Origin of the sequence: Celeribacter neptunius, from assembly GCF_900113955.1 — a bacterium.
In the GTDB taxonomy this organism is placed as follows: Bacteria; Pseudomonadota; Alphaproteobacteria; order Rhodobacterales; family Rhodobacteraceae; genus Celeribacter; species Celeribacter neptunius.
The window spans coordinates 583,147-603,187 of the sequence record NZ_FORH01000001.1; the positions used below are offsets into that span (position 1 = coordinate 583,147).

The following is a 20,041-nucleotide window of genomic DNA, read 5'->3' on the forward strand; positions in this document are numbered from 1 at the left end:
TAAAGCGCACCGCACAGCCGTTTGAGCGCCACCCCACGGGCAGGCTTGTCACGGCTCGCGTTGCGCGAGAGGGAATGTCCCCAAAGGACTCGTTGCGGCCTTTTCTCCGATCCCCCAACGCGAATGTGAGGAGCTGCGACTCTCTCTCCGCTAGGCAGGCAAGCCTTCCTGTGGCATGAGGGTCCCCATGTTCGGAATCGATCTTTTTGACGCCACGCTTCTGCCCTCTGTCCTGGTCGCGCTCGCCGCCGGGATGGTGTCGTTTCTCTCGCCCTGTGTGCTGCCCATCGTGCCGCCCTATCTCGCCTATATGTCAGGGATTTCCATGGGCGAGTTGACCGGCGGTGGCAAAGGGTCGCGCAAGGCCATCGTGCCGGCGCTTCTCTTCGTCCTGGGGCTTTCCACCGTCTTCCTGCTGATGGGCTTCACCGCCTCGGCCTTCGGGATGTTCTTCCTGAAGAATCAGGAGCTTTTCGGGCGGATCTCCGGCGTGGTGATCATCATTCTCGGCCTGCATTTCCTCTCGGTCTTCCGCATTCCGATCCTCGATCGCGAGGCGCGGATCGACGCGGGCGACAAGGGCGGTACGGCCTTTGGCGCCTATATCCTCGGGCTGGCCTTCGCCTTTGGCTGGACGCCTTGCATCGGGCCGCAGCTGGGCGCGATCCTCTCCATGGCGGCGTCTGAGGGCTCGGTGTCGCGCGGCACCACGCTCTTGGCGACCTATGCCATTGGCTTGGGCCTGCCGTTTCTCCTCTCAGCCATCTTCATCACCCGCGCGGTCGGGCTGATGAACCGGCTCAAGCGCCATATGGGGCTGATCGAGAAGGTCATGGGCGCGCTTTTGCTTTTCGTCGGCCTGCTGATGGTCACGGGGGCCTTTTCGCGGCTGTCCTATTGGCTCTTGGAGACCTTCCCAGCGCTCAGCCAGCTCGGGTAATTCCCCCTTAAACTCGCCGCAATCTCGGTCTAACATCTCGGAAACAGTGCAGGTTTTCGGGGCAGGTTTTCGCGTATGTCTGACGGGGCAACAGGGCAGGTGAGGCGCAGGCGGGTGTTCTACATCCCCGGCTATGACCCTTTGCCGCCGCGCCGCTACCGCGAGCTTTACCGCAAGGAGGGCGCGGCGCAGGCAGAGATCTCCGGCTATACGCTCGCGCTCTCGCCGAAGAAGGGCCGCAATTTCGGCTGGTCGGTCGCGGCCGAGATCGACGGCAGAAAGACCCATAGCGAGATCGATGTGCTGGTCTGGTCCGACATCGTGCAGGAGAGCATGGAGGCGGGGATTCTCCGCACTTACCTGATCCTCGCGCGCACCGCCTGGATCTATATCTCCACCGGCGCGCTGTTTCGGCTGATGAAGCTCCGGCGCGGGCCGGTTCTGGCGGCGCTCTACCCGATTGGCGTACTTCTGGTGCAGCTCCTGATCGCGCTCTTGCTTCTTTGGGCGATCACCGCGATTGGGGGGCTGTTCGGCGCGGCGGGCCATTGGGGCGGTCTGGCCGTGGGCCTCATCGCCGGATACGGGCTTTTGACCTGGTTCAAGACCCAGGATGGCAAGTTCTTCGCCTATTACCTGATGCATGACTACGGGTTTTCGGCGCGTTGGCGCGGGGCCGATCCGCCGGTGCTCCTGGACCGCATGACCGCGTTTCGTGACGAGATCCAAGAGGCCTTGCAGGAAGACTGGGACGAGGTCCTCATCGTCGGCCACAGTTCCGGTGCGCATCTGGGCGTGCAGATCCTCGCCGATCTTCTGCGACAGGGCGATCTGCCGGAAGACGGCCCGGTGCTGTCTTTCCTCTCGCTGGGCCAAGTGGTGCCGATGGTCTCCTATCTGCCGGAAGCCAGGACGCTGCGCCGCGATCTGGCCCAGCTCTCCGTCACCGATCAGCTGTTCTGGCTCGATGTCACCGCGCCCGGCGATCCGTGTTCCTTTGCGCTCTGCGATCCGATCAAGGTCTCAGGCGTCGCGCCACCGGATCAGAAATGGCCCCTGGTGATCTCGGCCGCCTTCACCCAGACCTTGAGCCCTGAGAAACAGGCGGAATTGAAGCGCCGCTTCTTCCGGCTGCATTTCCAATATCTCTGCGCCTTCGACCGGCCCGAGCGCTATGACTACTTTAAAATCACCGCCGGGGGAGACACCCTCGCGACCCGTTTTCAGGCGCACATCCCCAGCCCGAGCCGGATCGACACGCCGGCGAATAAATTCAAGGATATGGCGTCATGATCCCGCCGAAGCCGAGCCCGCGGCCCGAGAAAACCAGCCTGCGCAATTACATCAAACTGTTCCGCAAGGACATCCTGTCCGCCCAGCCGGAAAAGCTCTACCGCGCCTGGATGGCGGAGTTCAAAACCCCGTTCTTCCGCAGCTATCTGGTCAATCAGCCAACGCTGGTGAAGCGCGTCCTCAATGAAGAACCGATGCAATTCCCCAAGTCCGGGCGCATTGCGGAGGGGCTGCGGCCGCTTCTGGGCGACTCGGTGTTTCTCACCAATGGCGAGACCTGGCTCAGGCAACGGCGGATCATCGATCCGGCGTTCGAGGGCGGGCGGTTGAAGGATACGTTTCCGGCGATGCTGGCGGCGGGGCAGGCGATGGTGGCGCGGCTCTCGGAAATCGACGGGCCGTTCGACGTCGAGCCGCATGCTTCCGAAGGCGCGGCGGATGTGATTTTCCGCACGCTGTTTTCCCTGCCGATCACCCATGACACGGCCCGCGCCGTGTTCGACAAGTTTCAGGACTATCAACGCGCGCAACCCATTCTCAACATCGCCGCCTTCATTCCGCTGCCCAAGTGGATTCCACGGTTTCATCGCAAACGCACCCGCGACGGCGCCAAGGCGATCCGGCGTCTGATCACTGATCTTACAACGCAAAGGATGGCGGAGATCACGGCGGGCACGGCGCCCGACGATCTGGCGACCAAGATCATGACCACGGCGGACCCCGAAACTGGCGAGAGGTTCGACACGGGCGAGATGGTCGATCAGGTGGCGATCTTTTTCCTCGCGGGGCATGAAACTTCGGCGACAGCTCTGGGCTGGGCGCTCTGGCTCTTGGCGGCCAATCCGGAGGTGCAGGCGCGTGTGGCCGAGGAGGCGCTGTCGCTGCCCGATGAGCCATCATTTTCCGATCTCTCCAAGCTCAGGTTCACCAAGGACGTGTTCCGCGAGGCGCTCCGCCTTTACCCGCCGGTGCCGATGATGGTGCGCGAGGCGAAATGCCCGGTGCGGTTTCGCGAACGCGACGTGCCGAAAGGCGCGCAGATCGTGCTCTCACCCTGGCATCTGGGACGACATGAGATTTTCTGGGAGAGGCCCGACGAATTCGATCCGGACCGGTTCAAGACGGAGAATGGCCGTGAATGCCTGCGCGATGCGTTCATCCCGTTCTCGAGCGGGCCGCGGGTCTGTACCGGGGCAGGCTTTGCCATGGTCGAGGGGCCGTTGTTTCTGGCGCTTTTGCTGCGCGCGTTCAGACTGGAGACCGTCGAGGGCAGGGTGCCCATGCCGGTTGCGCATTTGACCGTGCGGTCCGAGGACGGGATCTGGCTGAACCTCCGCCCCCGCGACCCGGCGGCGTGAGAAACGTGCGTTCCGTTGCTGCTCGAAAAACCGGAACACCCTCCCTCTCTGTGTTGCCCAGACTTGAGCTTGGGGAATGTGCGTCCTACACATTCAGGGACTGCGAGATAAAAGGACCACACCATGTCTGTGCCCAGCCCTATTAAAAGCGATATGATCGACAGCATCGGCAACACGCCGCTGATCCGGCTCAAAGGCCCGTCCGAGGCCACCGGCTGTGACATCTATGGCAAGGCGGAGTTCATGAACCCCGGCCAGTCGGTCAAGGACCGTGCGGCGCTCTATATCATCAAGGATGCGCTGGCGCGGGGCGAGCTCAAGCCCGGAGGCACGATTGTCGAGGGCACGGCCGGCAACACCGGCATCGGTCTGGCGCTCGTTGGCTCGGCTCTGGGCTTTCGCACCGTGATCGTGATCCCGGAGACGCAAAGCCAGGAAAAGAAGGACATGATCCGTCTGGCGGGGGCCGAATTGGTGCAGGTGCCGGCGTCGCCCTACAAGAACCCGAACAATTATGTCCGCTACTCGGAACGTCTGGCGAAAGAGCTGGCGCGCCAGACCAACGAAGGCGTGATCTGGGCCAACCAGTTCGACAATGTCGCCAACCGTCAGGCCCATATCGAGGGCACCGGCCCGGAGATCTGGGAGCAGACCGGCGGCAAGGTCGACGGGTTCATCTGTTCGGTCGGCTCGGGCGGCACATTCGCCGGTGTCGGCATGGCGCTTCAGCCTAAGGGCGTGAAGATCGGCCTGGCTGACCCGATGGGCGCGGCGCTTTACAGCTATTACAAGACCGGCGAGTTGAAGTCCGAGGGCGGTTCGATCACCGAGGGCATCGGCCAGGGCCGGATCACCGCCAATCTCGAGGGCTTCACCCCGGATTTCGCCTATCAGATCCCCGATGAAGAGGCTTTGCCGGTGGTGTTCGACCTTTTGGAACACGAGGGGCTTTGCGTTGGCGGTTCCTCGGGCATCAATATCGCCGGCGCCATGCGCATGGCGCGCGAGATGGGGCCGGGGCACACGATCGTCACCGTGCTTTGCGACTATGGCACACGCTACCAGTCGAAGCTGTTTAACCCGGAGTTTCTCAAGGAGAAAAATCTGCCGGTGCCGGAATGGCTTGACCGTGGACCGCGCGCTCTGCCTGACGTATATGAGAGTGTATGATCACGCAGATTTTTCGTCGTCCGTTCTGGACCCGTCTCTTTCTGATCGTCCTGCTTGCTCTGCCGATGGCAGCGCAGGCACAGGACGTTGCCACACCCGATTACAAAGAATGGCAGGCGCTTGCCAGCCGGGCTGAGGATCAGCTCTCCTCGCTCGGCGCCTCCAATGCCGATCTCGAAAACCTGCGCGAGACCCTGACCGTCTGGCGACAGGGTTTTCTCTCGGCCGAAGACACCAATGCCACGCGCATCGAGACGCTCAAGGCCCAGATCGAGGCGCTGGGACCGGCCCCCGCAGAGGGCGAGAGCGAAAGCGCCGAGATCGCCAAGCGCCGCAAGGAGCTGACATCACAGCTCGAGACCGCACAGGCGCCGGTCAAGGCCGCCGAAGAAGCCTATACACGGGCCAACGGACTGATTTCCGAGATCGATCAGATCCTCACCGATCGTCAGGCCGAGGCGCTGATGCAACTCGGTCCCAGCCCGCTCAATCCGACGCTCTGGCCCGAGGCGGTCCGTGCCATCACCGGCACCGGATTTCAGGCCTGGTCCAGTATTCGCGACAATGCCGCCTCGAACACGACGCAGGCGACGCTGAAGGCCAATGCCGCCACGCTGCTGTTCTACCTGTTGATCGCGCTTGTGCTGGTGGCCCGCGGGCGGCACTGGTCCGAGCGGATCACCCGGTTCGTGCGCGAACGTGTGGCCGGCGAGGCCGGGCGTGGGGTCAGCGGCTTTCTCGCCTCGCTGAGTCAGATCGTGGTGCCCGTGGCGGGGCTCTACGCGATCACCGAGGCGGCACAGGTCTCGACGCTTCTGGGGCCGCGCGGCGAGGTGATCTTTGCCGCTCTGCCGAAAATCGGCCTGGCCTATTTTGTGTCGCGCTGGATCGTCGGGCGGCTGCTGTATCCGACCGGCAGGGGCGAGGCGCTGTTCGATCTCTCGGCCTCGCGCCGGGTCGAGGCCACTGGCATGGCGACGCTTGCGGGGGTCATGTTCACCTTCAATGCCGTGCTGGGCAGTCTCGCCGGGATCGACGGGTACAGCGATGCCACCCTGGCGGTGCTGCGCTTTCCGCTGGTGGCGATCACCGCCGTGGCGCTGTTTCGCCTGGCGCAGATCCTCGGGGCCTGTGTGGCGCGCCCGACGAACGGGGATGACGAGGCGGCCGGTCTGCGCGATCAGGGCTTCACCGCGCTGATCGTCCGCTCGGTGTCGCGCATCGTGCTGATCACCTCGGTCGTGGCGCTGCTTTTGGGCGCGGTGGGCTATATGTCGGCGGCGCAGAGCATTGCTTTCCCGCTGGTGCTCTCTCTGGCGCTTCTGGGGCTTCTCGCGGTGCTCTCGCGACTGGCGCATGATCTTTATGCCCTCATCACCCGCAAAGGCGAAGAGGAGCGTGAGGCGCTCATCCCGGTCTTGCTGTCTTTCGCGCTGGTGATTGCCTCGCTGCCGTTCTTTGCCCTGATCTGGGGCATGCGGCCGGATCAGATCTGGGAACTCTATGCCCGGATGCGCGAAGGTGTCTCTTTGGGCGGGGTGCAGATCTCCGTCACCGATCTTCTCACCCTTGTAGTGGTCTTTGCCATCGGCATGGCGGCAACACGGTTGCTGAAATCGGCGCTGGCCACCGCGATCCTGCCCAAGACCTCGCTCGACAAGGGCGGGCAGAATGCGCTGGTCGCGGGCGCCGGCTATATCGGCATTTTCATCTCCGCCATCGTCGCCGTGACCGCCGCTGGGATCGATCTTTCGGCGCTGGCGATTGTCGCCGGGGCGCTCTCGGTGGGCATCGGTTTCGGCCTGCAAAACATCGTGCAGAACTTTGTCTCCGGCATCATCCTGTTGATCGAGCGGCCGATTTCCGAAGGCGACTGGATCGATGTCGGCAATGGCCAGATGGGCTTTGTGCGCGACATTTCGGTGCGCTCCACCCGGGTCGAGACCTTTGACCGGACCGATCTGATCGTGCCCAACGCCGATCTGATCTCCAACCAGGTGACCAATTACACCCGCGGCAATCTCATCGGCCGCGTCATCGTGCCGGTGGGCGTGGCCTATGGCACGGACACGCGCAAGGTCGAGGCGATCCTGCGCGAGATTGCCGAGGCGCAGCCGATGGTCACGCTGAATCCGGCGCCACAGGTCTATTTCCTCAATTTCGGCGCCGATGCGCTCGAATTCGAGATCCGCGCCATCCTGCGCGATGTGAATTATATTCTGGCGGTGAAGAACGACATCAACCACGCGATCGCCAAACGCTTTGGCGAGGAGGGGATCGAGATCCCCTTTGCCCAACGCGATATCTGGCTCAGAAATCCCGAAGCGTTGCAGCCATCCTCGACAGCGACGCCGACGCCGCAGCCCGCCACGGAGGCCACGCCACCGGGCCTGCTCGCGGCCGAGGATTTCGGGAGCGCGCAGAGCCAATCCGACACAGACCCCGATGCCGAGGGAGAGAGCGCATGACAGAGCTTTTGTTCCGTGAAGATGCCTATTTGCAAGAGGCCGAAGGCAGGGTGACCGAGCTGACCTCCGAAGGCGGTATCGTGCTCGATCGGACGATCTTCTACCCGACCGGCGGCGGCCAGCCCGGCGACAGCGGCCGGTTGGAGTGGCAGACCGGTGGGGTCGCCGATCCGCAATTCGGTGGCTTGACCATCGCCACGGCGATCAAGGGGCACGGCAAGGATATCATTCTCATTCCCGCCGAGGCCTCGCGGCTGCCGCCCGTCGGCGCCAAGGTGGTGCAGCGTCTCGACTGGTCGCGTCGGCACCGCCATATGCGGGTGCACACCGCGCTGCATCTCCTGTCCGTGGTCCTTCCGCTGCCGGTCACCGGCGGTGCGATCGGCTCGGAAAAGGGTCGGCTGGATTTCCTGATGCCGGACCCGCCCGCCAACAAGCAGATCCTGGAAGATCGGCTCAACGTGCTCATTGAACGTGATCTCGTGGTCTCGGACGGCTGGATCTCGGACGAGGAGCTCAAGGCCAACCCCTCGTTGGTCAAGACCATGTCGGTGAGCCCGCCGATGGGGCAGGGCAAGGTGCGGCTGGTGCGGATCGGCGACGGATCGGATCTGGTCGATCTGCAACCCTGCGGCGGCACCCATGTGGCGCGCACCTCGGAGATCGGTCGCATCCGTTTCGGCAAGATCGAGAACAAGGGCAAGGAAAACCGCCGGGTGACGATCCATCTCGACTGATGGGCGGGCGCTTCGGCGCCCGGCCGGCGTGCGGATGCAGAAATTTTGCTGCGCCGCGCGAAGCTTCCGCCAAGGAAAAAAGGCCTTACGAGGGTGCGGTGAAAAACGCCGTCAAAAAACATTCATTTTCTGACAATCCGGGGGTTGCATCCCCTTATGCACCTCCACTATAGACGCTCTCGGACAGGTGGCCGAGTGGTCGAAGGCGCACGCCTGGAAAGTGTGTAGGCGGGGAACCGTCTCGAGGGTTCGAATCCCTTCCTGTCCGCCACTTCCCCCTTTTTTCGATGTTTTTGACCGTTCAGAATGCCTGTCCGGTCGCGCTCGGCGCGCCGCGTCATGGCCGGGGCAGGGTGTCCAGGAGCCCGTCGCGGGCTTTCTCTGGGGCGGAGACAGCTCGCCGCGCCGTTCCCTGGGACAGAGCAGCCGGGCCTTTCATTCTCCCGAGGGTCCGCTTTCAGGCACTTTGCGTCGTCAGCCGTCTCTGGAGATAGTCGGAAAATTTCCCGGCATAACGTCGCTGGAGTTCCGGCAGCTTCCAATCCCGTCCGGTCACCCGGCCCCGGCAGCAAGATGCGCCGCAGGCGCATTCCATTTCCCAGTCATCGTCATCGCCGGTCGCGTAGTCGAAGGTAAGTTCTTCGCCGGGGTCAATCTCGCGCATCGCACGAAAGGTGATTTGCCCGACGATCTGCACATTGGGGTCGCATGAGTGATTGAGACACATCATCGACGCTTCCCGCTCCTCCTGGGTCACAGGCCCGATGAACAAATGATCGTCGATCTGGATTTCCGCAGGGCCAAGCCTTTTGGCGAGCGCATCCCTCGTCTTCCGGTCAAAGACGTGACCGCCTTTCACGACGACGGTTTCGCCTGCCTGTATCGATGCGACGCAGAACAGGCCCCGACCTTCGATTTCGCTTCCGCGCTTTTCGACCTTCTCCGAAAACCAGGTTGTCATGGCCGAGCTCCTTTCACATCGTGCAGCCGCCCCTATCGTTGTTTTACGACAGCCGCGTGACAGGGACCGCCTGGCTGACTGTGCTGGGCTGCCGTCCTGATCGACGAGCGACCCGCTGACCCATTTCTGATACGGATCGGGCCCGCGTGCGATGAGCGTGCCGCTGATCTTGGCCACGTCGCTGCCGCCGGGTATTGCCTTACCGCTGAGGCTTGTCTGCCTCGGCCTCGAAGGCCCGGATCACCGTGATCATGTCCCGCTCGTGCTCTCCCATCGCTTCGGTGGTTTCATACAACCCCACGCAGATCTCCATCAGGGGATGGGCGGTGCCGGCGGCTTTTGCGGCCTCGACGACCAGTCGGCTGTTCTTCAGCACATCCGAAATGCCCGCCTGACGCCTGAAGTCGCGGCTGCGCAGCTTGTCGATCTTCATGCGGGACACGTCGCTGGCCATTGGGCCGGCGTTGAGGATGTCGGCGAAGCGGTCCATGTCGAGCCCGTGGCGGGCGGCGAAATGCCCGGCTTCGGCAAGGCCGGTGACCATGGTGATCAGGAAGGTGTTGACCGCCAGCTTCATCTGCAGGGCGGCGGGCACCGGGCCGCAGTCGAAGAGCTGTTTGCAGACCGGCGAGAGCAGGGGGCGCAGGCGCTCGATCTCCTCGGGAGGGCCGGCCAGCATGCCGATGAGTTGTCCGGCCTCCGCCGGTTTTCTGGAGCCCGAAACCGGCGCCTCCACATAGTACCCGCCGACGGCGGCAATGTCCCGTGACAGGTCGAGGGAGTACCTGGCCGAGGTCGTGCCCATCGCCACGATGCAATGCCCGGCGACGCGGTACGCGAAGGCCCCGGTGCCGCGGCCCAGCACGGCATCGGTCGCCGCCTCGTTTTCCAGCATCAGGAGCACCGTGTCGCAATGTTCAAACAGGTCGTCGGGGTCGGTGGCGACCATGGCACCGGCCTTTTTCAAAGAGGCGGTCCGCTCCGGCGTCCGGTTCCAGACCCTCAGGGGCTGTCCGGCGCGGCAGAGGTTCAGGGCCATCGGTTCGCCCATGGTTCCCAGGCCGATGAAGCCGATCTGTTTTCCTGTGTCCATGACGGCCTGCCTCCTCTGCGGGTCGTAAGCTAGCCGATATCGATCAATTGGAATAACGAAATGATCGAAATTACAGATTTTGAAATTCGGGTAAGTTGGTTTGTCGTGGATGTTGACACGACCGCGTTTCTCGAACAGTCTGCCGCCACTCACCCGGGGGGTCTCGACAAGAGGCTGAGATACTGCTGGCCGGACGTCAAACGGGACGTCAAATCCGCGCAGCGCAGTGACCCGATGAACCTGATCCAGTTCACACTGGCGTAGGGATGGTGCACTGGCCGCGCGGGCCCCGACCACGTTTTCGTGGCAGGGGGCTATTCCCACACCGGCAATCCCATTCGACGCGGAACTGGGTCTCCAACGCTTTGAGCTATGGAGGCTCCGACCGATGAAAGACCTGACACCAAACGTTACCACGGGCCCGCTGCCCGCCTCGCGCCGCGTCTGGCACGCGGGCGAACGCCACCCGGATATCCGTGTGCCGATGCGCGAGATTGACCTGCATCCCACGGCCGGGGAGCCGCCGGTCACCGTCTATGACAGTTCCGGCCCCTATACGGACCCAGAGGCCGAGATCGCCATCGACCGCGGGCTGCCGCGCCTGCGCGAAGACTGGATCATCGCGCGCGGCGATGTGGAGCGCTATGCCGGGCGTCACGTGATCCCCGCGGACAACGGTTTTGCCGAAGGCACCCGGCTGACCCCGGAGTTCCCCATTCGTCATGCGCCGCTGCGCGCCCGGGACGGCAGGGCGGTGACCCAGATCGCCTATGCCCGCGCCGGCATTGTCACGCCGGAAATGGAATTCGTCGCGATCCGCGAAAATCTGGGCCGCAAGGCGGCAAAGGAGGCACTCTTGCGCGACGGCGAGAGCTTCGGTGCGGCGATCCCGGATTTCATCACGCCCGAGTTCGTCCGCGACGAGATCGCCCGGGGCCGCGCCATCATCCCGTCGAACATCAACCATCCCGAGGCCGAGCCGATGGCGATCGGCCGCAACTTTCTGGTGAAGATCAACGCCAATATCGGCAATTCGGCGGTGAGTTCCTCGATGGCCGAAGAGGTGGAAAAGATGGTCTGGGCCACCCGCTGGGGCGCCGACACGGTGATGGACCTGTCGACCGGGCGCAACATCCACAACATCCGTGACTGGATCCTGCGCAACTCTCCGGTGCCGATCGGCACGGTGCCGCTCTATCAGGCGCTGGAGAAGGTCGGCGGCATCGCCGAGGATCTGAGCTGGGAGGTCTTCCGCGACACGTTGATCGAACAGGCCGAGCAGGGGGTGGATTACTTCACCATCCACGCCGGTGTCCGCCTGCATATGATCCCGATGACGGTGAGCCGGGTGACGGGCATCGTCTCACGCGGCGGCTCGATCATGGCCAAATGGTGCCTGCATCATCATCGCGAAAGCTTTCTCTACGAGCATTTTGACGAGATCTGCGAGATCGCGCGGGCCTATGACGTGTCCTTCAGCCTCGGCGACGGGTTGCGGCCGGGCTCCATCGCCGATGCCAATGACGAGGCGCAGTTTGCCGAGCTGGAGACGCTGGGCGAGCTGACCCAGATCGCCTGGGCCAAGGATTGCCAGGTGATGATCGAAGGCCCCGGCCATGTGCCGATGCACAAGATCAAGGAGAATATGGACAAGCAGCTTGAGACCTGCGGCGAGGCGCCGTTCTACACGCTCGGGCCGCTCACCACGGATATCGCCCCGGGTTATGACCATATCACCAGCGGCATCGGCGCGGCGATGATCGGCTGGTTCGGCACGGCGATGCTCTGCTACGTCACGCCCAAGGAGCACCTCGGACTGCCCGACCGCGACGATGTGAAGGTGGGCGTCATCACCTACAAGATTGCGGCCCATGCCGCCGATCTGGCCAAGGGCCATCCGGCGGCGCAGATCCGTGACGATGCGCTGTCGCGCGCGCGCTTCGAGTTCCGCTGGGAGGATCAGTTCAACCTCTCGCTCGACCCGGACACCGCACGCTCCATGCATGACGAGACCCTGCCGAAAGAGGCCCACAAGGTGGCGCATTTCTGTTCCATGTGCGGGCCGAAGTTCTGTTCGATGCGGATTTCCCACGACATCCGCGCCGAGGCACAGAAGGACGGCATGGCGAAGATGGCCGAGAAATTCCGTGAAGGTGGAAAATTGTACATCCCGCTGGAGGACAAGCAATGAAGGACGCGATGAACCAGACCCCCGAAACCCTTCTGACGGCCCTGCGCGCCACGCCGCCGCTGGTCCAGTGCATTACCAATTACGTCGCCATGAACATTGCCGCCAACGTCATGCTGGCGGCTGGCGCCAGCCCGGCCATGGTTTCGGACGTGGAGGAGGCCGAGGAATTCGCCGGGATCGCGGGGGCGGTGACGGTGAACATCGGCACGCTGTCGCCGTCCTTCGTGGCGGGGATGCAGGCGGCGATCCGGGGGGCGCAGGCCGCGGCGCGCCCCTGGGTGCTGGACCCTGTGGCCTGCCAGGCGACCCGCTATCGCCGCGAGGTGGTACAGGCGCTGGTGGCCGAACGCCCGACGATCATCCGGGGCAATGCCTCGGAAATCCTGTCGCTGGCCGGAGAGGTCAGCCAGGGTCAGGGCGTTGACGGGCGCGACACGGTGGAGGCGGCGGAAGCGGGCGCGCGTCGCCTCGCCCAATCGAGCGGTGCGGTGATCGCGGTGACCGGCGCGGTGGACTACGTGACCGACGGCACCCGCGCGGTGCGGATCGAGGGCGGCTCGCCCTTCATGCCGATGAACACCGCTCTGGGCTGTTCGCTGACCTGTCTCTGCGGCGCCTATGCGGCGGTGGCCGAGGATGCCTTCGACGCCGCTGTCGGCGCGCTGGCGCATTTCGCCGTGGCGGGGGCGCTGGCCCATGACGGCGCCTCGGGGCCGGGCAGCTTTGCGCCCCGGTTCCTCGATGCGCTGGCGGCGGTGCCCCCCGAGGCGCTGGCCGGCGCAGTGATCCGCGACGCGGCGGTGCCGGCATGAGGCCCGGCATGAGGACATGCGCCGATCTCTCGCTTTATCTGGTGCTCGATCCCGGCCTTTGCGCCGGGGTCGGCATGGTCGAGACGGCCCGCGCCGCCGTGGCCGGCGGGGCGACGGTGGTGCAGCTGCGCGACAAGACGGCCGACACCGCGCGGATGATCGAGACCGGGCGCGCGCTGAAGGCGGTGTTGGCGGGGACCGGCGCGGCGCTGATCGTGAATGATGACGTTGAGGCCGCGATTCAGATCGGGGCCGAGGGGCTGCACATCGGGCAGGGCGACATGGCGGTGGCGGAGGCGCGGGCCCGGATCGGCGCGACGATGCTGCTGGGTCTCACGGTCGAGACCCCCGCGCTGGCCGCCGCGGTCGATCCGGCGCTGGTCGACTATATCGGCGCCGGTCCGGTCTTTGCCACGCCGTCCAAGCTGGATCATAAGACGCCCGTGGGTTTCGACGGGCTGGCGGCACAGGTCGGGGCCAGCCCGGTGCCGGCCGTGGCGATTGGCGGACTCAAGGCCGACCATGTCGCGCGGGTCCTCAAGGCCGGGGCGCAGGGGATCGCCGTGATCTCGGCGATCTGCGGTCAGCCGGACCCCGAGGCCGCGGCCCGCAGCCTCAGGGAAAGGTGCGACCTTCTAGGTGTCTAATAAGTGCCTGAGCCCCAGAGCGCGTGGAAATGATGCACCGGCCCATGGCCCCGGCCCACGTCGAGCTGGTCGCCCTGGGCCAGTGCGGCATGGAGATAGGCCTTGGCGCGGGCCACGGCCTCGGGCATCGGGTGATGCGGCAGAAGCGCCGCTATGGCCGAGGACAGGGTGCAGCCGGTGCCATGGTCCTTCGTTGTGGTGATGCGCGGGGCGTGCAGGGCACGCGTGCCCTCGGGCCAGGCCAGCAGGTCGGTGCTGTCCTCGCCCTCCAGATGCCCGCCCTTGAGCAGCACATAGTCGGAGCCAAGCGCCATGAGCTCGGGCAGGGCGCAGGTCATCGTCTCGGCGGTCCAGTCGTCTTCGCGGCCCAGCAGGACGGCGGCCTCTGGCAAGTTCGGGGTGATGACCGAGGCCAGCGGCACCAGCGTCTCGCGCACCACCGTCACCGCCTCGGGGTCGAGCAGCGCATGACCGCTCTTTGCGACCATCACCGGGTCGAGCACGATGTTGCGCGCGCCGTGGTGGTGCAGCCGGTCGGCCACGGCGCGGGCGATCTCGGCATTGGCGATCATGCCGATCTTGACCGCGTCGATGCGCACGTCGTCCAGCACCGCGTCGATCTGGTCGGCGACGAAATCGGGATCGAGCGCCCGGAAGGACCGGACGCCGCAGGTGTTCTGCGCCACCACGGCGGTGACAACCGAACAGGCATAGGCGCCCAGGGCCGACATGGCCTTGATGTCGGCCTGGATGCCTGCGCCGCCGGAGGGGTCAGTGCCCGCGATGGTCAGGACATTGGCGATCATGACGGCAGCTCCGACATCAGGGCAGCGGCTTGGTCCACGGTTTGACACAGGGGCGCGCCGTGATCGATCTGTCCGCCGGGAACGCCCCAGCACCCTGCGTCGGGCGGATTTGCGCGGCGAATGAGACGCGCCTGGTGTTCGCGTATGACGGCGGCGATGCTCGCCGAAATCGGGTGGGGGGCTGTCGATAGATAGGGCAAGTCGGCCTCGTCATGCTGAGGCCGGCAAGGGCAAGAGAGCTGTGCGGTCCTGTCCCTTCGCCGGCATGATCCGGATCAGGTTCGAAGGGTCACCGCGCTGCCCGACGATCCTGCAACCGACGCGCCAGCGATATCTCAGCCCCTTGTCGGGACACCCCTAGGTGGCGCGCATCTTATCAAGACGCTGTTCGAAATCAACGCTTGCCGTGCGGGAAGTGTATTGGGTCCAGATGCTTAAGGGTCTCTTCCCGCAAGGTTTCTGCAAGTCTTTCGGCAAAACGCGACAGGTTCGGGGCCCGCAACAGGCGCAGCTCGATATTCGGCAATGCCGGCAGGCCAAGCTCTGGGCCGACGCAGGTGATATCCTCCGGTCTGCCGTGATCCGTGCGCACGGCGATGCCGAGACCGATGCGCAAGCCGGACCAGACGGCGGGCAGGCTCGGTGTGGTGAGCGCTGCCCGCCAGCGCGTCTGGCTGTGGTCCAGCGCCGTAAGCATGGCCTGACGAAACAGGCAGGGGTGGTTGAACATGATCAGGGGCAGGGGATCGGCGATGTGCCTGTCCAGGAGATCGCGCTGCGCGAGCCAGCGCATGGGGAGTTCGCACAGGGTTTCGCCTTCGGCGGAACTGCCCGGACGGAAGAAGGCGATCGCTGCGTCGATGCGTCCGGCACGGACCTCTTCGGCGAGCCTGTGGTTTTCTCCGGCCTGCACGTCGACATGCACGTTCTCGACGTCCTGTCCGAACCTGGCAAGTGTCGCGGGCATCACGTCCTCGAAGAAATCCTGCGGCAGGCCGAGACGTACAGAGCTCGCGCTTGCCGCCGCGCCAACGGACAGCGCGGCTTCATCGTTCAGCGCGACGATGCGTCGGGCATAGGCGATGAAAGCCTCGCCCGCCTCGGTCGGCACGAGGCCGCGCCCCTTGCGAACGAAAAGCACTGTGCCCGCCTGTTGCTCCAGCTTCTTGAGATGCATGCTGACAGCGGATTGGGAACGGCCCAGTTGAACGGCAGCGCGCGCAAAGCTGCCCAGATCAGACCCGACGACGACCGTCCGGAGCGCGTCCATGTCAAAGCTTGGCATCAGTTTCGAGTCTCGAATTTTTGGATTTTGATGTATTCGATATTGGCGAGTCTAGCCCCGCGTATCCTTGCCTTCAAGAGGGCGCTCGCCGGCGGGGCGCGAGTTGTCGACGCCAGATTTACGGCGACAAAGGAGAGTTTCGGGGCGAAAGATGACGAGGGCGGAAATGCGCTGGCAATCGTCGCGGCGGCCGTGCTCCGACGCTCCCCCCCACTCAGGTTATGATAATCCGGTCGGGTCTTTGCGTTAGATCTGGCACGCCTTCAACTCCTCTTGAAGCCAGTCGAAGGAATCGCTGCGCCAGCTTCGATCTTGAGCGCTGCGCGCTCTCGACGAACCAATAGGCGGAGCCGGTTCGAAATCGTCCCGGCAAGGCGTGCAGCCGTCCCATGCGAAGCGCATCGTGCGACAGGGTTTCCCAGGAGAGGAAAGCGCCCTGACCGGCAATGGCCGCATCGAGGCAGAGCGAGGCATCCGAATAGGACGGCCCGTCCGCGAGTTGCGCGGCGTCCATGCCATTCGGGCGCAGCCAGTGATTCCAGTCAAAGCCCGAGCCGGCGTCGCGGATGATCGGAACGTTCAGCAGGTCGGCGGGGGTGCGAATGCGATCTGCAAACGCGGGCGCGAAAACCGGAAAGACACGAATATCGGCCAGAGGTATTGCCCTCGTTCCGGCCCAGTCGCCCTTGCCAACGCGAATGCAGGCGTCGATTTGCTGATCGTCGAGATCTGCGAAATCTGTCGTCGCCTCGATTGAGATTTTGAGCTTGTCCTGACCCTCGGTGAACCGGTGCAGACGCCACACCAGCCATTTCGCGGCAAAAACGGGCGGTGCCGAGATCGCAATCCCGTTGGATTGCGTCGGTTGCGCGAGGGCAACCGCGCGCGCAAGTTCCCGGAAGCCGGCGTGAAGATGATTTTCCAGCTTTCGGGCGGTCTTGGTCGGCTCAAGCCCCTGCGGTGTCCGTCTGAAGAGCCTGACGCCGAGTTGAGCCTCGACCTTGATCACCTGTTGGCTGATGGCTCCTGGCGTGACGCAGAGCTCATCCGCTGCGGCGTTGAGGTTGCCCAACCGCAAGACGGCCTCGACGGCGCGCAGGCCGACGAGGGGGAGGCGGGCGCCAGGGGGCCTAAAGGTTTCCTTCACGGCCTGCCTTGAAACCTCGATTGTCGCGCGGCCTCGGCCGTCGGAGTCTGTCGTCATGTTTGGATCGTTCCACAGAGTGTTGCGCCGTTGGCGCCGGGCCCGCGGCTTGTGCCGCATCCGGGAGGCGCGCCGTGTCGCGGAGGCCGCGCGTCGGCAATGGGATCGAGATCCTTTGTCTCACCCGGCACTGAGCCGGATGAGCTGCCGCGATCTTGCCGACCTGCCGTTCGATCGCGACAGGCTAAAATCCGATTGAACGGGGGGACAGCATCGTTTTGCTGCTGCGGGATCTGTTTCCGACCGTCGCGCTGCGGCGACCGAACGGCGTTGTGTTCTTGTGAATTCATGACATCTGCCTCTATTTTTCTTCATAGGGTAGACGGTATTAATGCCTCTGAAAAACGAATGTTAATGAAGTTTCGGTTTCGATTTTTCGATTGATATGTGTGCGTCATCCTTCGGCGAATGCTGTTGCGATAAATGCCGACGGCATCCAGGCAAAGTGCGCTTTTAAAGAGGTCAGGTTTAAAGAGGCCAGGTTTAAAAGGGGGGGGGGCAGACGGAGGCTCTCCCCGCATCTTAGGGGGACGCAATCGCCGGATGGATTGCCAGGGTTTGGCGACGACGATAACGGTGCCGAGATGAGTGGCTCGCCGCCTTTTGACTGTGGCTGACCGCATGCCTCGGGTTTGTCTCGAAAATCGGATGCCTGCCGACAGGTGTTGCTCGACCTTTGCTCCGCGGAGGATTATCTATGATCCATGTCGACTGCAAAATCAGAACCCCTGGCGTCGCGTATCAGCAGTGAGCTGGCCGGCCGCATCATCTCAGGTCGGATCGCGGCGGGCGCCCGCTTGCGTCAGGATCAGATCGCCGAGGAATTCGGTGCCAGCCATGTGCCGGTACGGGAGGCGTTCCGTTTGCTGGAAGCGCAGGGCCTGGTTGAAAACGTGCCGCGACGGGGAGTCCGGGTCGCGGCTTTCAGCCTGGACGATCTCCGGGAAGTCGCTGAAATGCGTGCGGCGCTTGAGGTGCTGGCGCTTCGCAATGCCGCACCGCATCTGACCGCGGCCATCCTGGACGAAGCCGAAGAGGCTACGCGACTGGGGGATCGTGCGAGCAACGTGGAGGCCTGGGAAGAGGCAAACCGCAGATTTCACAGGCTGATCCTGACGCCCTGTCGCTCGGTGTGCCTGCGGGCACGTTCTTGGGGGCCATTCTTGGCTGGCGCGCCTGTTTCGGCCTGATGAGCCTTCTGACGCTGGGTCTGACCCTTTGGGTGCTGGCCAAGGTTCCGGATTTCGCTGGTGAGCCCGCGGGCCAGCGCCGCACCCTGCGCGGCGTTCTGAGGCTCCCGGGCATTCGCCCGGTGCTCGGCGTCGTGTTGAGCTTCGTGCTGGCCCACAACATCCTTTACACCTACATCGCGCCCTTTCTTGCCGGGGCCGGGATGGCCGGGCGCACGGATGCCGTGTTGCTGGTTTTCGGCCTCGCCTCGCTAGTCAGCATCTGGGTGGTTGGGGTGCTGATCGACACCCGCCTGCGGCCGCTGACCCTTGCCAGTATCGCGCTCTTCGCGCTGGCGGCGGGGATGTTCTGGCTCTGGCGCGACGCGCCGTTGGCAATCTATGCGGCCAGCGCGATCTGGGGACTGGCATTCGGCGGATGCGCGACCCTGTTCCAGACTGCCAGCGCTAGGGCGGCAGGGCCGTCGGCGGACCTGGCGCAATCCATGCTCGTGACCATGTGGAACACCGCGATTGCAGGCGGTGGGCTGGCGGGCGGCTTGTTGCTTGAGCGGTTTGGACCGGCGAGCCTTGCGCCCAGCCTGCTGATCCTGATCGCGCTGGCATGGGGGCTTACGCTGCGCGCGCGGGATCATGGGTTTGCAACCTCACCCCATTAGGGCGCGGGGCGGCCCGAGGAAGAGGGCCGCCCGAAAGACAGAGACCTCGTTCAGGCGATCTGGCGCAAGGCGATCTGCGCCACCTCACGGATCGCGGCGACCGAGGGGCGTACGCTGTCGAGGCGGGTGTCGATATAGACCGCCAGCACGAAGCGCGGCCCGTCGGGTGACCAGAGTGCCGCGATATCGTTGGCGGCGCCGTTGGGCGTGGTGCCGGGCTTGTTGGCGACCGTCCAACTGCCGGGCACGGCGGCGCGGATACGATCCTTGGCGTTCTGTTCGTTGCGCATCCAGGCGACAAGCTGCTGGCGCGCGCCCTCACTCAGCACCGAGGTGCCAAGGGTGAGCCGCTCGACGGTTCGCGCCATCGCCTCGGGAGTGGTGGTATCGCGCGGATCGTTGGGGGTATTCGCGTTCAGGGCCATCTCGGTGCGGTCGAGACGGCTGACATCGTCGCCAATGTCGCGAAAGAACCCGGTCACGGCAGCCGGACCACCGACACGGTCGAGCAGGAGATTCGCGGCGGTATTGTCGCTGCGCTCGACGATTGCCTTGCAGAGCGTGCGGATCTCGAGTGTGCCCGAAGGGGGCTGTTGCGAGGTCACGGGCGAGGTCGGCAGGAGCGGTACGCCGTTCAGGCTCAGCCGTTCATCGAGATCCAGCTCTCCCCGGTCGGCCCGTTGCAGGCAGAGCGCGGCGAGAGAGGCCTTGAAGGTCGAGCACATTGCAAAGCGTTCTCCCGCGCGATGGGAAAACTCGGCGCCGGTGTCGATGTTGCGGGCAAAGACGCCGACCCGGGCGGCGAGCGCCTGCTCGATCTCGCGCACCGGCGTGGGCCGGTTGCATGCCCGTCAGTGTCATCGCTGAAAGACAGAGCGGCACGATCCTGCTCCAGCCGGCGGCAAGGCGTTTCTTTCTTGAACCGATCTTGCCTGGGGTCTGGTGTCCTCGATGCGGTGTCTTCCATCCGTTCGGAACAGGTCTTGCCGTGCGCCCAGATGCGGGGCGTGGGGTGGTCTGTGTCATGTGTACTGCCTCGGTGTTTTGGACGAACCCTAGGGCAGCTTTGGCCTTTCGGAAAAGTGAATGTTTCAAAAAGCCGGTTGTGGAAATCGGGACGATGGGCGCGGTCGGGATCTCATGACCTCCTGAGCTCTGTCTGGGCGGGGCTCCGGTTGCCATCAAGAAAACCTATATCAGGGGGCAGCAAAACTGCATTGTGCAGAC

Annotated in this window: 16 protein-coding genes, 1 tRNA gene, 1 pseudogene and 2 riboswitches; of the genes and pseudogenes, 12 read left to right on the forward strand and 6 right to left on the reverse strand. The window is 64.3% G+C overall.

Features of this window, described 5'->3' with window-relative positions; genetic code table 11:
* Nucleotides 1-187 precede the first annotated feature (187 nt).
* The 7 genes from BM151_RS02920 (at nt 188) to BM151_RS02950 (ending at nt 8,237) form a co-directional block, all read left to right on the forward strand.
* Nucleotides 188-940: a cytochrome c biogenesis CcdA family protein gene (locus tag BM151_RS02920; RefSeq protein ID WP_090056992.1), complete on the forward strand. Its 753-nt coding sequence runs from the start codon at nt 188-190 to the stop codon at nt 938-940.
* A 75-nt stretch (nt 941-1,015) separates the two neighbouring features.
* A complete protein-coding gene (locus BM151_RS02925) occupies nt 1,016-2,233 on the forward strand; it encodes a hypothetical protein (protein WP_090056996.1) in 1,218 nt (405 codons plus the stop codon).
* The gene (locus tag BM151_RS02930; RefSeq protein ID WP_090057000.1) at nt 2,230-3,591 is read left to right on the forward strand and encodes a cytochrome P450; all 1,362 of its coding nucleotides are present in this window, start codon (nt 2,230-2,232) and stop codon (nt 3,589-3,591) included. The genes BM151_RS02925 and BM151_RS02930 overlap by 4 nt, the downstream gene beginning before the upstream one ends.
* A gap of 123 nt (nt 3,592-3,714) precedes the next feature.
* A complete protein-coding gene (locus tag BM151_RS02935) occupies nt 3,715-4,761 on the forward strand; it encodes a cysteine synthase A (RefSeq protein ID WP_090057003.1) in 1,047 nt (348 codons plus the stop codon).
* Complete coding sequence (locus tag BM151_RS02940) at nt 4,758-7,229, forward strand: DUF3772 domain-containing protein (protein WP_090057008.1); 2,472 nt, start codon at nt 4,758-4,760, stop codon at nt 7,227-7,229. The genes BM151_RS02935 and BM151_RS02940 overlap by 4 nt, the downstream gene beginning before the upstream one ends.
* Nucleotides 7,226-7,966, forward strand: a complete 741-nt coding sequence (locus BM151_RS02945; protein ID WP_090057011.1) for an alanyl-tRNA editing protein — start codon at nt 7,226-7,228, stop codon at nt 7,964-7,966. The genes BM151_RS02940 and BM151_RS02945 overlap by 4 nt, the downstream gene beginning before the upstream one ends.
* 181 nt (nt 7,967-8,147) lie before the next feature.
* Nucleotides 8,148-8,237, forward strand: a tRNA-Ser gene (locus BM151_RS02950).
* Between the two features lie 186 nt (nt 8,238-8,423).
* On the opposite strand, the gene BM151_RS02955 is transcribed toward BM151_RS02950, so the two are convergent.
* Together BM151_RS02955 and BM151_RS02960 are read right to left on the reverse strand one after the other, a co-directional pair.
* Nucleotides 8,424-8,927, reverse strand: coding sequence for an SET domain-containing protein (locus tag BM151_RS02955; protein ID WP_090057015.1), 504 nt, complete (start codon nt 8,925-8,927; stop codon nt 8,424-8,426).
* 199 nt (nt 8,928-9,126) lie between these two features.
* Nucleotides 9,127-10,173, reverse strand: coding sequence for an NAD(P)-dependent oxidoreductase (locus BM151_RS02960; RefSeq protein ID WP_245781078.1), 1,047 nt, complete (start codon nt 10,171-10,173; stop codon nt 9,127-9,129).
* Nucleotides 10,165-10,305, forward strand: a riboswitch (TPP riboswitch). (Overlaps the previous gene by 9 nt.)
* A 103-nt stretch (nt 10,306-10,408) precedes the next feature.
* On the opposite strand from BM151_RS02960, the gene thiC reads away from it, so the two are divergent.
* The 3 genes from thiC to thiE are packed head-to-tail and all read left to right on the forward strand — an operon-like array spanning nt 10,409 to nt 13,670.
* On the forward strand, nt 10,409-12,211 hold the full coding sequence (gene thiC, locus BM151_RS02965) for a phosphomethylpyrimidine synthase ThiC (protein ID WP_090057023.1): 1,803 nt from the start codon (nt 10,409-10,411) through the stop codon (nt 12,209-12,211).
* A gap of 8 nt (nt 12,212-12,219) precedes the next feature.
* The gene (thiM, locus tag BM151_RS02970) at nt 12,220-13,023 is read left to right on the forward strand and encodes a hydroxyethylthiazole kinase (RefSeq protein WP_090059152.1); all 804 of its coding nucleotides are present in this window, start codon (nt 12,220-12,222) and stop codon (nt 13,021-13,023) included.
* Between the two features lie 8 nt (nt 13,024-13,031).
* Nucleotides 13,032-13,670: a thiamine phosphate synthase gene (thiE, locus tag BM151_RS02975; RefSeq protein ID WP_090057027.1), complete on the forward strand. Its 639-nt coding sequence runs from the start codon at nt 13,032-13,034 to the stop codon at nt 13,668-13,670.
* On the opposite strand, the gene thiD is transcribed toward thiE, so the two are convergent.
* The 3 genes from thiD to BM151_RS02990 form a co-directional block, all read right to left on the reverse strand.
* The gene (thiD, locus tag BM151_RS02980; RefSeq protein WP_090057031.1) at nt 13,667-14,476 is read right to left on the reverse strand and encodes a bifunctional hydroxymethylpyrimidine kinase/phosphomethylpyrimidine kinase; all 810 of its coding nucleotides are present in this window, start codon (nt 14,474-14,476) and stop codon (nt 13,667-13,669) included. The genes thiE and thiD overlap by 4 nt on opposite strands.
* Before the next feature lie 234 nt (nt 14,477-14,710).
* Nucleotides 14,711-14,845: riboswitch (TPP riboswitch) on the reverse strand.
* 25 nt (nt 14,846-14,870) lie between these two features.
* Entirely contained in the window at nt 14,871-15,746 is an 876-nt protein-coding gene (locus BM151_RS02985) for a LysR substrate-binding domain-containing protein (protein ID WP_090059154.1), read from the reverse strand.
* A 229-nt stretch (nt 15,747-15,975) separates the two neighbouring features.
* Nucleotides 15,976-17,025, reverse strand: a complete 1,050-nt coding sequence (locus tag BM151_RS02990) for a LysR substrate-binding domain-containing protein (RefSeq protein WP_090057034.1) — start codon at nt 17,023-17,025, stop codon at nt 15,976-15,978.
* Nucleotides 17,026-17,669: 644 nt separating this feature from the next.
* Between BM151_RS02990 and BM151_RS02995 the strand changes: the two are divergent.
* A pseudogene (locus tag BM151_RS02995) lies at nt 17,670-18,092 on the forward strand (GntR family transcriptional regulator); the annotation flags it as partial.
* Nucleotides 18,093-18,097: 5 nt separating this feature from the next.
* Complete coding sequence (locus BM151_RS03000; protein ID WP_245781079.1) at nt 18,098-18,814, forward strand: MFS transporter; 717 nt, start codon at nt 18,098-18,100, stop codon at nt 18,812-18,814.
* Nucleotides 18,815-18,864: 50 nt separating this feature from the next.
* Here the strand turns inward: BM151_RS03000 and bla are convergent, their stop codons facing one another.
* A complete protein-coding gene (gene bla / locus BM151_RS03005) occupies nt 18,865-19,641 on the reverse strand; it encodes a class A beta-lactamase (RefSeq protein ID WP_090057042.1) in 777 nt (258 codons plus the stop codon).
* Nucleotides 19,642-20,041 lie beyond the last annotated feature (400 nt).